At 58.9% G+C, this 14,607-nt stretch carries 8 protein-coding genes; 3 read left to right on the top strand and 5 right to left on the bottom strand.

The window, feature by feature from the left end; genetic code table 11:
- Positions 1-4: 4 nt before the first annotated feature.
- From OC445_RS00475 to OC445_RS00465, 3 genes are all read left to right on the top strand, one after another.
- A complete protein-coding gene (locus OC445_RS00475; RefSeq protein ID WP_262019905.1) occupies positions 5-4,540 on the top strand; it encodes a SpvB/TcaC N-terminal domain-containing protein in 4,536 nt (1,511 codons plus the stop codon).
- On the top strand, positions 4,537-7,233 hold the full coding sequence (locus OC445_RS00470; RefSeq protein WP_262019904.1) for an RHS repeat-associated core domain-containing protein: 2,697 nt from the start codon (positions 4,537-4,539) through the stop codon (positions 7,231-7,233). The genes OC445_RS00475 and OC445_RS00470 overlap by 4 nt, the downstream gene beginning before the upstream one ends.
- A gap of 445 nt (positions 7,234-7,678) precedes the next feature.
- Entirely contained in the window at positions 7,679-8,143 is a 465-nt protein-coding gene (locus OC445_RS00465) for a hypothetical protein (RefSeq protein WP_198791256.1), read from the top strand.
- Between the two features lie 128 nt (positions 8,144-8,271).
- Here the strand turns inward: OC445_RS00465 and OC445_RS00460 are convergent, their stop codons facing one another.
- The 5 genes from OC445_RS00460 to OC445_RS00440 form a co-directional block, all read right to left on the bottom strand.
- Positions 8,272-9,723 (bottom strand): mannose-1-phosphate guanylyltransferase/mannose-6-phosphate isomerase, encoded by a 1,452-nt coding sequence (locus OC445_RS00460; RefSeq protein ID WP_127880839.1) that lies wholly within the window; start codon positions 9,721-9,723, stop codon positions 8,272-8,274.
- 187 nt (positions 9,724-9,910) lie between these two features.
- A complete protein-coding gene (locus OC445_RS00455; protein ID WP_032893493.1) occupies positions 9,911-10,567 on the bottom strand; it encodes an alginate O-acetyltransferase AlgF in 657 nt (218 codons plus the stop codon).
- Between the two features lie 17 nt (positions 10,568-10,584).
- Positions 10,585-11,757: an alginate O-acetyltransferase gene (locus OC445_RS00450; RefSeq protein WP_198791257.1), complete on the bottom strand. Its 1,173-nt coding sequence runs from the start codon at positions 11,755-11,757 to the stop codon at positions 10,585-10,587.
- Between the two features lie 11 nt (positions 11,758-11,768).
- On the bottom strand, positions 11,769-13,301 hold the full coding sequence (locus tag OC445_RS00445; protein WP_262019903.1) for an MBOAT family O-acyltransferase: 1,533 nt from the start codon (positions 13,299-13,301) through the stop codon (positions 11,769-11,771).
- Positions 13,302-13,490: 189 nt separating this feature from the next.
- Complete coding sequence (locus tag OC445_RS00440) at positions 13,491-14,600, bottom strand: mannuronate-specific alginate lyase (RefSeq protein ID WP_054898941.1); 1,110 nt, start codon at positions 14,598-14,600, stop codon at positions 13,491-13,493.
- Positions 14,601-14,607 lie beyond the last annotated feature (7 nt).

Genomic DNA, 14,607 nt, shown 5'->3' with positions numbered 1-14,607 from the left:
CATAGTGAACCATGACGAGTCGCTGCAAATCGCCGCGCCGTCCCTGCCCAAGGGCGGTGGCGCCATCCAGAGTATCGGCAACGGCCTGGGACCGGTCGGTATCAGCGGTGGTGCATCGTTCGAGCTGCCCTTGCCAATCTCCCCCGGGCGGGGTTTTGCCCCGGACCTGACGCTGGGTTACAGCAGCACCAACGGCAACAGCTCGTTCGGAATAGGCTGGGGCAAGACGCCCAATGCGATCACTCGACGAACGTCCACAGGGGTGCCGGCGTATACCGATGAAGACGTGATCCTGGGGCCGGATGGGGAGCCCTGGATGCCGGAACGCAACCCGATGACGGGTACAGAGGTTTCAAGGGTCGAGACGGCCTATAACGGCTTGCCGGTGGGGCCTTACACCGTTGTACGCTACTGGCCTCGCACCGAAGGCGCATTTGCACTGATCGAGCGTTGGTCCGATACCGACAACCCGGGGGGGTTCTGGCTGATTCACAGTGCGGACGGCAATCTGCACCTGTACGGCAAAACCGCTGCTTCACGACGTGCCGACCCGGATGTCGATGCGCGTGTGGGGGAGTGGCTGCTCGAAGAAAGCCTCAACCCGCGTGGCGAGCATATTGTCTACCATTATCAGGCCGGCGATCACGCAGGTGCCCAGCGTTACTTGAGCAAGGTGCTTTACGGCAATGCGCTCGCCGATGACCAGCTGTATGCGTGGCGCGTTGAGGCTGGGCAAGGCGTGCTATGGCATTTTCATCTGGTGTTCGATCATGGTGAGCGTCCTACTGCCCTCATGACCGCTCCACCTTATGAGGCCACCCAGGCATGGCCTGGGCGCAGCGACCCGTTCTCCAGCTATGTCTATGGTTTTGAGCTCAGGACGCGACAACTGTGTCGGCAGGTGCTGATGTTCCACTGCTTTCCCGATGAGCCAGACATGGGGTCGGCGCCCGTGCTGGTGCGCCGACTACTGCTTGAATATCGGCCATCGTCACTGGGTTATAGCCTGCTGCATGCGGCCCATGAACAAGCCATTGACCGGGCCGGGAAGGTACAGAGTCGGCCGCCGTTGGAGTTCATCTATAACGCGTTCGAGCTCGCACCGGATCCCCAGCGCTATCAGCCATTTGAAACCATGCCGGGTCTTGACGACGGCCAGCGTTATCAATTTGTCGACCTGTACGGCGAAGGTTTTCCGGGCATTTTGTATTCTGACGATAAAGCCTGGTATTACCGCGCACCTATGCGGGCCAAGGCGGCGAGCCACTCTGACGACGTGGCCTATGACGATTGGCATGAGTTGCCAGAGATTCCGATAGCTGACCGCCTGCAAGCACCCCGGCAGTTTTTAAGCGACCTCACCGGTGATGGCTGCCTTGAATGGGTCGTAGCCCAGCCTGGGCTGTGTGGTTTTTTTACCTGCAACCCGGACCGCAGTTGGTCGAACTTCGCGACCGTGGATGCCTTCCCTCACGAGTTTTTTCATCCCCAGGGGCAATTGGCCAATCTGATGGGGGGCGGCTTGTCTGACCTGGCGATGATCGGCCCGCGCAGCGTACGTTTGTATGCCAACCAGCGGCAAGCGGGGTTTGCCCCCGCCACCCAGATTAAGCGCAAGGAAGGCGAGGATGATCTGCCGTTGATCAGTAACGCCGCCACCGAGTTGGTCGCCTTCAGTGACGTGCTCGGCAGCGGCCAGCAGCACCTGATCCGCATCCGCCACGACCGGCTTGAATGCTGGCCCAACCTGGGGCGAGGCCGCTTTGGTAAAGGGTTCAGGTTCAGCACGCTGGGTTTTGCTTATGACGAGTTCGATGCATCGCGGGTCTTGCTCGCGGATCTGGACGGCTCCGGTGCCGCAGACCTGGTCTACTTGAAAGCCGAGTGCGCGCTGGTGTTCATGAACCGTTGTGGCAACGGCTTTGACGACGCCGTCGAGCTTCCTTGGCCCAAAAACGTTCGCTATGACAGATTTTGCCGGGTGAGTACCGCTGACTTGCAAGGGCTGGGTTGCTCCAGCCTGGTGTTGACGGTGCCGCATATGTCGCCCATGCATTGGCGGTATGACTTTGTCGCAGCCAAACCCTATTTGTTATGTGCCACCAATAACAACCAAGGCGCCGCCGCGAGCGTGAAATATCGCAGTTCGGCCCAGGAGTGGCTGGATGAAAAGCAGCAATTGCTCGCCAGCGATCAACCGGCCGTGTGTCGTTTACCTTTCCCCGTGCCGGTGGTGAGTGAGCAGGTTCAATGTGACGAAATCACGGGCAATCGGCTGACGCAACGGTTCGAATATCGAAAAGGTTTTTACGACGGACAGGTACGAACGTTTCGAGGTTTTGCCCTGCTCCTGGCGACTGATACCGACACTGCTGCCGAGGCATCACGGGAGTCGGGTTTCAGTGAGCCGGTATTGCGCAAGACCTGGTTTCATGTCGGACAAGTGATCGACCCAGCGTGCGATGAGTATTTCAACGGTGATCTGGCCGCTCACCCCTTGGGAGCAACCTTGCTTAGCCATTATCACGAAGCCGACGGTGTCGATGAACTTGTCGTACCCCAGGCCGATGAGTTGCCTGGCATGCTCCAAGCACTGGCAGGCCAGGTATTGCGTGTGGAAACCTATGGAGGGCGCAACGCAGGCGACGTCCCCTATAGCGTCGAGCAAAACCGCTACCTGGTACGCGTGCTGGATCGGCCAGTAGGCGGTCAATTCGCACCTTACAAGGTGATGCTGGCGTTATCGTTGGAGTCGATCGCCTACCAGTACGAGCAACAGGTCGATGACCCGCAGTGCCAGCACGGGATCAACCTGCGCTGGGATGCCTTTGGCAGCCTGACCCATGGCGTCAGGGTCAGTTATGCCCGGCGCCTGACGGCCCAGGATGATCCGGCCTGCCAGGTGGACCCGAATGAAATCACACCGCAGAAACGCTGGTGGTGTGATGCCCATGATTCGGCGCAGCAGGTTTACTACCTGAGTGAAAGTCTGGCGCGGTTTATTCACCTGACACACCCACAGGGCTGGCGCCTGGCCCTGCCTTTTCAGCAACGTGACAACGCGCTGGTGCTGGGTAAGGGCTCTGGTCCCAACGGCTTGCAACCCGACGCGATCAGCTATGAAGCCTTTATCGCGCAAACCGCCGCAAACCCCTTGAATCCCCAAGCTCAGCGAACACTGGTGGGGCAGTCGGTGCAGCGCTACCGGGACTTGTCCGGGGTTCACCCCTTACCGGATGGAGAGGCCATGTTCCTGGCCTTGGCCGATGAGTTGGAAATTGCCGAGCTGGATGAGGCAGCGCTCAAGGCGTACGACTTGCTGCGCAATGACGAGGGTGAAATGCCGTTTGACCTGGAGCAAAAACTCCTGGAGGTCGGGTACCACAAAATGCGCCTGGTTCTGCCGTCCATCGACGGGGCGCAAGCGCCATTGTGGTCGGTCAAGCGCGGTTTCAATACCTACGCTGGCCTCGCGGGTTTCTATAACGTCATCACCGTGCAGCAAACCCGCAGTCATGGTGTGACCCATCTGAGTTACGACCCCTATGGCTGCCTGAATACTCGGGTACGCCTACCTGACGGCTGTGAGACGCGTGTGGATTCGATTGACTATCGCTTGCTGCAACCGGCGCGCATTATCGACCCCAATCAAAACACTCAGGAGGTGCTTTACGGGGCATTCGGCCAGGTGATCGCCACCAGTTTTTTCGGCACCGAACGTGGTCAACCCGTGGGCTTTGCGTCGCTCGATGACTACCGTCCTCCACTCGGCGGCACACCTGGCCAAATCATTGATGCACCGGCCGCGGCGTTGCAGGATGCCGCCACTGCGCACTTTGCCGACCCGTTCAGTTGGATGGGCCGAGTGCCTGACGCCGACCTGCAGGATCGCCAATGGCTGGACGAATGCGTAGCGCAGGGCGACCTGCTACCCAGCGGGCATATTCGTGTGTCGCCCCGTTTGCTCTCGCCATCCGATGCATTGACGCCCGCGCGACAACGCCTGTTGAGCTTGATCCCTCAGGTGCGCCGCGAGCCTGTTCACGCCGTTACCTTGCAGGCTGATCGCTACCCGCTCGATCCGGAAAAACAAATCCGCGTCGCCTTGAGCTGTTGGGACGGTTTCGGTCGCGCCTTGCAGAGCAAGCAAAAGGTCGAGCGCGGTTATGCCTACCATGTACAGGAAGATGGCTCGTTGGCGCTTGACGGCAATTGTCGGCCGGTGACGGTACAGGATGTTGAGCGCTGGCGGGTCAGCGAGCGGGTCGAGTACAACAACAAGGGGCTGATTGTGCGCATCTACAGGCCCTATTTTGCCGATCATCATCGCTACATCAACGATGTCAGCTTCAGGCAACACGGTTACAGCGACCGACAATTCTATGACCCGTTGGGCCGTCCTACTCGTACCGTCCTCGCCAAGGAGGACTACCTGCGGCGTCATACCTACTGGCCTTGGTACAGCATTTACGAGGATGAAAACGACACCTATGAAGAGGTGATGGCGATGAAAGAGGCCCGGGGGAAGACATTGCAATGACCGCCCTTGCGCTGCACCGGCAGACCCCAGGCCTGAGTGTGAGCGACCCTCGCGGGCTGACGGTGCGCACGGTGCGCTATTGGCGTGAGAGTGGGCGGGAGCAGGCGCAGGCAAGGAGCAGTCGTAGTGGCTTCGACGGTGCGGGCCGAGTCGTGGCCGAGTGGGACCCGCGTTTGGTGGAGCGGGCCAACCTGACGCAGGTTTACTCGCTCGGCAGCAAGGTACTGGGCTCCCACAGCGTTGATGCAGGATGGCGTGTCAGCCTGTTCACGCAGGCGGCTGAACAGGTGCAAGCGTGGGACGCTCGCGGTAATGAGCGACAGGTTGAATACGATAGTTTGCTAAGGCCTGTGGCGGTGTTCGAGCAAGCTGCGTGCGTCGAACGTCATCACTACGCCGATGCGTCGCCGCACTATGCCGCGCACAACCAATGCGGCCAGTTGATCCGCCACGACACCCCGGCTGGAACGCAGCATTTCAATGAGTTCGGCTTGACCGGCGCGGTGCTGGAACAGCATCAACACTTTCTGCAAAGCCTGGATATGCCCGATTGGCCACTGCCCCTTGATGAGAGAGATGATTTGCTTGAACAAGCAGCCGGTGCTCGCAGTACTTTGCAGTTCAACCCGGTGGGCAATGTGCTGGAGCAAACCGATGCGCAGGGTAATCGGCAGCGTTTCACTCACACCATCGACGGCCGATTGCGCGAGGCCTGGCTGCAGCTGAAAAACGCGACCGCCGCGCAGCGGCTGGTACATGACATTCACTACAACGCTCAAGGACAGATAGAACAGCAAACGGCAGGCAACCAGATCACCAGTCGGTTTGATTACTGCCCGAAAGACGGGCGATTGAACCGTCTGAGCGCTGCCGGGCCTAGCGACGAACCGCTACAGGATTTGCACTACGTCTATGACCCGGTGGGCAATATCCTTAGCCTTGAAGACAAGGCCCTGCCGGTGCGCTTCTTTGCCAATCAACGCATCGAGCCGATCAACCGCTATACCTACGACAGTCTTTACCAGTTGATCGAAGCCACCGGCTGGGAGGCCGGCAGCGCTAATCGCGGGCCTGCTCATCTCGAGGATCCGGCTGCCGTGGCTAACTATCGTCAAACCTATCGCTACGACGCTGGCGGCAATTTGCTCGAGCTGATCCACCACGGCCCACAGCAACATGGGCGTGTGTTGACGGCGGCCAAGCACAGTAATCGCTGCCTGCCCGAGGTGGGCGGGAGGCCACCGACCGAAGCGGAGATTGCCGAAGCCTTCGATGCCAGCGGCAACCTGTTGATGTTGGACCGGGGCCGAACACTGAGTTGGGATGCACGTAACCAACTGAGCCATGTGCATATGGTGGAGCGCACGTTGTGCCTCAATGACACCGAGCGCTACGTCTACGGTGCCGACGGCATGCGCCAGCGCAAGGTGCGCACGACGCAAACCAACGCCCGCACCTTGGTCAGTGAGACCCGATATCTACCAGGGCTGGAAACGCGCGATGGGGATGGCGAGAAACTGCACGTCGTCACCGTCCAGGCCGGCCGCACCACGGTGCAGGTGTTGCATTGGGAAGGCGCGGCGCCGCAGCAACTGGCGAATGATCAATACCGTTACACCCTTAGCGATCATCTGGGCTCTTGTTCGCTGGAACTGGACGGTGAAGCGCGGATCATCACTCGCGAGACGTATCATCCGTTTGGTACGACGGCCTTCACGCAGAAGGGTGATTCGAGCGAAGAGAGTTATCGCACGTTGCGTTATTCGGGCAAGGAGCGGGATGCGACGGGGCTCTACTACTATGGGTTCAGGTACTACGTGCCGTGGTTACAGCGATGGAGTAATCCCGACCCTGCAGGTGAAGTGGATGGGCTTAATCGCTATGAGATGGTGCGCAATAACCCAGTGACGTTCACAGATATCCTTGGGCTTTCACCCACCGTGTGGTTTACCTATGTTGATGGTCAAGAGCGGGCGTTAAGTGATAATGAACTGAGAGCTGCGTTTAGCGATGGGACACCTAAGATCATATTCTCGGGGGATGGCCACGCCAGTCCCTCATTTGCTTACGCCTCGGATATACCTGATGTAATGGCTGCAAACAGAAACGGTGCGCTAAGTTTGTATGTGGAAGCCACTCCAACTGACGCAGCCATTAAGGTTGAAAAATTCATTCCTGAATTTATCGACAAAAATAAAAGCGCGGTGATTGGGTGGGAACCAGAAGAACTCTCGACTTCGATGCTAGAGCTCTTTATCATCGCGATGGAACATTCTGAGTCGAGTGTAATCTCGTCGGGCGCGGTTTTGGATGATGTCGAGATGCTTGGAGCGAAAGTTACCAGCCAGTTATTTATGCAGGCTGAAGAGTTAGCCAAGGAGTTTTCATTGGTTATTTCAGACTTTACAAAGCCGGAAGGTTATCCCGAGAGTACCGTTGAGCGATTAAGAACTATCACCTCGTCGGTTTGGAGGGATGAATTCATTAACCCGTATCTGGCGGAAAAAGTCGGGGTTGAGGCGAGTGCAAATAATGACCGTACATTTATGGTTTCAGTAGGGTTTGCCCATCTGGATGTTCGCTACAATCCGGTTCAGCAGATATTGAGCGAAATAAGAGAGACTCATGGCTTTCAACAACGAATCTTTTTTAATCGATCCAACAACCCTATAGTAGTTAAAGCAGAGCAATAATTTTTTAATCAATAAAGGGTGTTTGCACTCAGTAAAAGCGTTCCCGCCACTAGCGATGGATCAGTGGTGTGCTGTCTGCCGACATCATGAGCCCACAAAGTTTTTCCGTAATCTATGGGGGCCGTCAAGCTGTGAAAAGGGCTCCCGAAGAAGACTGAACAGGCACCGCAAAGCCCAAATAAAAAGCCCCCACCCAACCCACTCATAGCTGACATGGATCTTCTGAAAAAGAAGGGATCCTATGAATCTCTGAGGCCGTCAAACCTCATCACGAATGCGTCGTGGTAGGCGCAAGGATCGGCAAGATGAGGGCAAGGGTCAACGTAGGTCATTGCACCCGACGATGTGGGAACCGGTTTGAATAACTTGCCACACAGTTTGCGCAAGGAGGCTTGGTTGATCAACGACGGAACCCAACGTTGCACTTATACAATGTGAGTTTTTTATGAATATTTCAGACGCCGCTGTAAGCCTGTCCACCCCTCTCAGCGTGTCCGCACCAGCGGAGGCCTCCAGCCAGGCAGGACACGTGCAAGCGAGTGCCGCCCCCCTCGAATCGCGCTCGGGGCCGCGTATGCAAAGTATGGGGCTTACGAGCTTGCGGCAAACTGTGCTGCAAGGCCTCGGCGATACAATTCGTTCGCATGTTTTGCCATCCTCAGTACTTCATAGCACCGACAGTTCGAAAGACAAAGCCTATGGGGCCGCGTTGACGTTCGTTGGCGGGATGGCGAAGGTGGCCGGCAAGAAGATGGCAAGCTCAGGTGGCGTTTCCTCGAAAGTCGCAGGTTCGGCGCTGATGTGGGGGGGTAAAGCGGCGGAGAAAATCGGCAAGAACACGTATAAAAATGCTGAACCCAAGGAGGACGGCAATTACAACGCGTTTGCACCGCGTAACTGGGTTCGTTAAAAACAGGCCTGACATCCCGCGAGGAGCTTTCTGTCTGTTTTGATGGTCATTGAACCGAAAAGCCCCCACCCAACCCACTGCGGATAGGGGACGCAATGGGCTGGGCGAGGGCTTCTTGTACGACTGTTTTACTGCGCGATAGTTTTCACCGATACACCACGTTCAACCGGTGTCGAGCGACCGTAGATATCTTCGAAGCGCTCGATATCGTCCTCACCCAAATAGCTGCCCGATTGCACTTCGATGATCTCCAACGGGATCTTGCCCGGGTTGCGCAGGCGGTGCACCGAGGCGATCGGGATGTAGGTGGACTGGTTTTCGCAGAGCAGGAACACGTTGTCGTCACAGGTGACTTCGGCGGTGCCGCTGACCACGATCCAGTGTTCGGCGCGGTGGTGGTGCATCTGCAGCGACAGGCACGCGCCCGGCTTGACCGAGATGTGCTTGACCTGGAAACGCCCGCCCATGTCCACCGAGTCGTAGGAACCCCACGGACGATAGACTTCGCAGTGGTTCTGGGTCTCGCTGCGGCCTTGTTCGTTGAGGGTGTTGACCATCTGCTTGACGCCCTGGACCTTGTCCTTGTGGGCAATCATCATCGCGTCCTTGGTTTCCACCACCACGATGTTGTCCAGGCCGATCACCGACACCAGTTTGCCGTTGCCATGCACCATGCAGTTGCGGCTGTCCTGGATCACTACATCGCCTTTGCTCACGTTACCGTTGGCGTCTTTATCGTTGACCGCCCACAGCGACGCCCAGCAGCCCACGTCGCTCCAACCGGCTGCCAGCGGGACTACGCAGGCGCGCTGGGTTTTTTCCATCACGGCGTAGTCGATGGAGTTGTCCGGGCAGCACGCGAACGTGGAGTCGTCAAAGGTCACGGTGTCGGCGGTCTGCTCGCTGCGTTCCAGGGTCAGCACGCAGGTGTCATAGATATCCGGGTCGTGCTTTTTCAGCTCTTCGAGGAAGCGGCTGGCGCGGAACAGGAACATGCCGCTGTTCCAGAAGTAGCCACCGCTTTTGACGAACTCGACCGCACGTTTTTCATCGGGTTTCTCCACGAACTGCTGCACGCGGCTCACGCCTTCAGGCAGCAGCGAGTCGTTGGTGGACTTGATGTAGCCGTAGCCGGTTTCCGGGCGGGTGGCCGGCACGCCGAACAGCACCATCTCGCCACGCTCGGCGGCCACGGTGGCCAGGGCCAGTGCGCGTTGCAGGGCTTTCTGGTCGTCGATCACGTGGTCGGCGGGCAGTACCAGCATCAAATCGTCACGGCCTTCGTTGACCAGCATCATCGCGGTCAGGGCCACGGCCGGCGCAGTGTTGCGGCCGAAGGGTTCCATCAGGATGCGCTGGCAGTCGAGCTTACGTGCGCTCAGTTGCTCGTTGACGATGAAACGGTGATCTTTGTTGCAGACCACGATGGGGGCGTCCATGCCTTCGAACACCAGGCGCTCCAGGGTTTGCTGGAACAAGGTGTGCTCGCCAGTCAGGGCCAGGAACTGCTTGGGGAACTGTTTACGGGAAAGCGGCCAAAGACGTGAGCCGCTACCACCGGAAAGGATTACTGGGATCATGGGTGTGTCTCCTTGAATCGATATGGGTCAGAGCTACGAAGGTTTGTCGTTTCACTCTTGTTTTTGTCTCGGTCCTGAGTTGAGCCCCGGTCAGTGTGGGAGCTGGCTTGCCTGCGATGGCGCCTACAAGACCGCCATCGCAGGCAAGCCAGCTCCCACAAGGGGGCGTGTCAACTCAGGGAAATAGTCAGCGGGTCGACACTGGGCGTTTCACCCACACTGGCGACAGGCTCGAGCCCGAGCCGGTGACATACAGCACCGCCGCTTCACCGCGTTCCAACGCAACCGGCTTCACATCGCCGACTTTCTTGTCACCGTCATACAACGCCAGGCTCACTTTCACCGGGTTGATCTCCCGCTCGCCACGGCCCTTGGCAGCCACCGACTTGACCACATCGGTCTTGCCGTCGGCGGTTTTCAGGGTCAGGGCCTTGTCGCTGAGGTTCTGCACGCGCACCAGGGATTTCTGCTTGTTCTTGAACGGGGGTTCTTCAATCAACTGCGGCTGGCCGCTGCCACTGTTGACCAGGGTGTAGTAGTGGTCGGCAGCCAGCTTGACCGGCAGGGTCTGGCTGCCGACCTTGGCGCTGTAGTCGCCGCCCGGCATGAAGCTGAAGTCGCTGCTGGCCAGTGGCGCAACGTCGCTGAGGTTGGTGCTGCCGACGGTGGCGCTGACCTCCTGGTTGCTGGCGTTGTAGATACGTACAAAGCTGGAGCCTTTTGGTGCAGTCGGGCCATACAGGGCGGCGTCACCGGCAGCGAAGGCCGACAGGGATACGAAGCTCAAGCCCGCTGCGATAGCCAGGGTTTTAGCGAGACGACGAGGAGTAGTAGTGAAAGTCATTGTGAGTTACCTCTCTTTCAGTTTTGCGCCCGGTCGGGCGTCTCGGATTTAGATGTGTTGATTGCCATGTTCTGTTGGCGCGAACCGGCTTGTTTAAGCTGCGCAACCCAGGCTGGGTCGGCATCACCGATTTCGTTGTTAACGGGCAGATAGCGTTCAGGAAACTCCCAGATCAGCACCTGGGGCGGGCTTTTCTTGAAGTCATCACTTTTGAGATAGCTGAGCATCGGCAGGATCGGGCCATGGCCGTCTTCGGCGTAGCTGACCACGTCGCTGTGCAAGGCTTGCTTGAGCGCACCGACGAAGTTCCAGTTGGGGTTGGCGCTGTAGCTGGTGCCGACCAGTGCCACCGGGGTTTCGCTGTCGCTGAACAGCGCGTCATCACCTTTCTCTTCGGCCAGGTGGGTGACGCGTTTTTCCAGCGGCTCTTTAGGTGGCATCAGGTTTTCGAACAGCGGGTCCAGGGGCAGGAACAAACGCAGGTCGCCTTTATGCGGTTCGGTTTTCTCGGCCTCGGTGACAAAACGCTGCGGCTCGCCGCTCAGTGGGGTCTTGTCGGCAATCGCCTTGGCCAATTGCTTGGCGGCGACTTCGGCACCGTCCGGGGTCCAGTGGGTATCGGTACGCAGGAACACCTGCTTGCCGGCGAGCTTGGCCTGTTGCAGCGGGCCGAGCAGGTCTGGCGCCGGGATGTTGTCTGCCGCCACGCGAGCGTGGAAGTCCTGGTACAGGTTGGCGTGGATGCTCGCCGGTTTCACCTCACCCAGGTGTTCCGGATACAGGCGCACCTTGGCCGGCACGATCGCCATCACCAGTTGGATGCCCTGGGCCTTGAGCTTCTGGCGTACGCCTTCGACCAGCGCGTAGTTGCCTTGCAGGTTCTGGTCTTCGTTGACGGCGGGGTTGAATTCCTCGTCGCTGTACAACCAGTGATCACGGCCCAGCACCACGCCAGGGCGGCCTTCATTGAACAGCTTGTAGTCCAGCGCTGCCCACAGGTTGGTGCCCAGGCGCTTGATCGGGAACTCGTCGTCGTAGTGAGTCTCGACGGCTTTGGTCCAGCGACCGTTAAGCACCGTGGCATCGGCGTTGGTGCTGAAGCCAAAGAAGCTGCGCAGTGACCAGGCGCCCAGTGCCAGCAGCAGCACCAGGAACAGGCTTATGTAGAGGACGCGTAATGAACGGGTCATGGTCGGCTCCCTCAGAATTGGAAGTAAAGGAACGGCGAGAAACTCTGCGCCGACAGTTTGAGAATCGACGCCACGAACAGCAGCAGCACCGCAGCGCGCATGGCGTAGCGTGGCCAGTCAGCGGTCCAGTAGGCCGGTTGCACGGCAGCGTCACGGCCCACGCTGAAACCGGGCTCGTGGATGCTGCCAGGATTGTCGCCGGGTACGGCCTTGATCAGGCTCGGGTCGGCTGGCTTGGCCTTGTCGGCCGGGCGGTTGGTGTAGAAGTCGCGCAGGCCGAAAAACGCCAGCGTTGCGTAGGCCACCACCAGGGTTGCCACTTGCAGGCCGGTAAGGTCGGCGCGGTTGAGTTCCGACAACGACCATTCGCTGAAGCTGAACATCGCACCGTACATGCGCCCGGCAACGTGCAGGTTTTCGGCGCGGAAGATCACCCAGCCCATCACCACCAGCAGGAAGGTGAAGGCCCAGCGCAGCACATTGAAACTGCGCGGCGCGGTGTTCAGGCCAATGGCTTTTTCAATCGCCAGCCACATGCCGTGCCAGGCGCCCCACACGATGTAGGTGATGTTGGCACCGTGCCACAGGCCACCGAGCAGCATGGTCAGGAACAGGTTGCGGTAAGTGGTCAGGGTGCCTTTGCGGTTGCCGCCCAGGGTGATGTACAGGTAGTCACGCAGCCAGGTGGACAGGCTGATGTGCCAGCGCCGCCAGAACTCGGTGATCGACTGGCTGATGTACGGCTGCTTGAAGTTTTCCATGAAGCGGAAACCCATCATCAAGCCCAAGCCAATGGCCATGTCGCTGTAGCCGGAGAAGTCGAAGTACAACTGCGCGGTGTAGGCCAGCGCGCCGAGCCAGGCATCGCCTGTTGTGGGGTTTTGCAGGGCGAAGCAATGGTCGGCCACCACCGCCAGGGTGTCGGCAATAAAGACCTTCTTGATGAAACCCTGCATGAACCGCGTGCAGCCCTCGGAGAATTTATCCAGGGTGTGGGTGCGGTTGTTGAACTGGTCGGCCAGGTCACGAAAGCGCAGCACGGGACCGGCGATCAGGTGCGGGAAGATCGCCACAAACGCCGCAAAGTCGATGAGGTTGCGAGTCGCCGGAGTGTCGCCACGGTACACGTCGATGATGTAGCTGATGGACTCGAAGATGTAGAACGAGATCCCGATCGGCAACAGCACGTGGGTGAGGATGAACGGCTCCAGTCCCGCGGACTTCATCATCACATTGATGCTGTCGACGCCGAAGTTGGCGTACTTGAAGTAGCCGAGGATGCACAGGTCGACCGCCACGCCGAGCAACAGCCAGCGCTGCGCCGGCTTGGTGCGCACACCGGCGGCACCGACCTTGAGGCCGATCCAGTAGTTCCACAGCGTGACGGCCGCGAACAGCGCCAGGAAGTCCACTCGCCACCAGGCGTAGAACACGTAGCTGGCAATCAGCAGCAGCAGGTTGCGATAGCGTTGCCCGCTTAAGTAGTACAAGCCGAGAAAGATCGGCAAGAACAGAAACAGGAACACATTGGACGAGAAAACCATCCCGATCTCTCCATGTTTAACCAACAGTCAAGGGCCGGAGCCCCCCCAAACCCCCCCACGATTTCGGGGGAGGTTGTGATCGTTCCCACGCTCTACGTGGGAATGCCTCTTGTGACGCTGTGCGTCACGCTTTGGGACGCAGAGCGTCCCGTGCTGCATTCCCACGCAGAGCGTGGGAACGATCAGCGACTAGCTGCCTTTGTTGCCTTTTTCGTGCGCCGGGTCGTAGACCTTGGTCAGGTCGCCGCCCAGGCGGAAGGTCTTGAACGGTTGCATGCCATGCTTGCGTTCGATCACGTCCGGGGCGCAGGTGTAGAGGGTGCAGAAGGGCTCAAGCCAGGCAAATTTCATGTCTTCCTTGAGGTCCTTCATGTCCTGCTCTTTGCCGTTCTTCTGCTCGAAGATGTCCGGGTCTTTCACCCCGGCCAGCACCTTGTCGCCCAGGCGCTTGAGCGCGCTGTTGTTTTCCTGGCGCAGGTCCACGCCGTTGACCAGGGCAAAGCTGGCGATCATCGACAGCGGCGGCAGGGCGTAGTTGTGGTACGACAGGGCGCGTTGCTGGCGCTTCAATTCGTTCGGCAGGAAGCCCTGGTCATCGACCTGGTTCACGCCGACCTTGTATTCCTTCACCGCCCAATCAAACAGGTCGCGGCGGTTGGTAGCGATGGACGTTGCCATCACCGACCAGGCGGCCCAGTAGGAGTGGTTGTTGGTTTTTTCCAGGGGCAGGTTGTCCCAGTCGCTCACCACCTGGTCGGCCAGCTTGTTGAACCAGGCTTCGATTTGCTGGGCTTCCTGCGGGTGCTTGGCCAGCGGCTGCGACTCGGAGAACTTCAAGCGCACATAGGCCGAGGCCATGCTGCCCAATGCCCATTTGCGCATGGACTTGCCGGTGTGGTTGAAGTCCTTGGACATCAACGCATCGGCCTTGGCCCATGACACCAGCCAGTTGAGCGTGCATTCGAGCTGCTGTGGACGGCCGTCGCGCATGAACTGCATCACGCGCTTGCTGGTGTCTTTTTCCAGCTTGGTGATGTCGGCGGTGCTGTCGCGAAAGGCTTTTTCCGACTGCACATTCAGGGTCGAACGGGCCTTGTCGGAGCCTTCGTACTTGCTGCGAAACTGCAATGGCCCGGTGTAGGGCGTTGGCATGCTGTCGCAATCATTCTTGAAGTCGCCGGTCTTGAACGCTTCGATCGGTGCGAAATAGCCCTGGGGCGGGCGCAACGGCGCGGCCGCATTCACGGAGCCGGCAAACACGGCCAGGCCCAGCAGGGTAGGGAGCAATAACTTTTGCATAAGTAAC

It is taken from the genome of Pseudomonas sp. Pse35 (genome assembly GCF_024519715.1).
Taxonomy (GTDB): Bacteria; Pseudomonadota; Gammaproteobacteria; order Pseudomonadales; family Pseudomonadaceae; genus Aquipseudomonas; species Aquipseudomonas paracarnis.
Note: the sequence above shows the minus strand (reverse complement) of the source record. Positions and strands in the feature narration are given on the sequence as shown.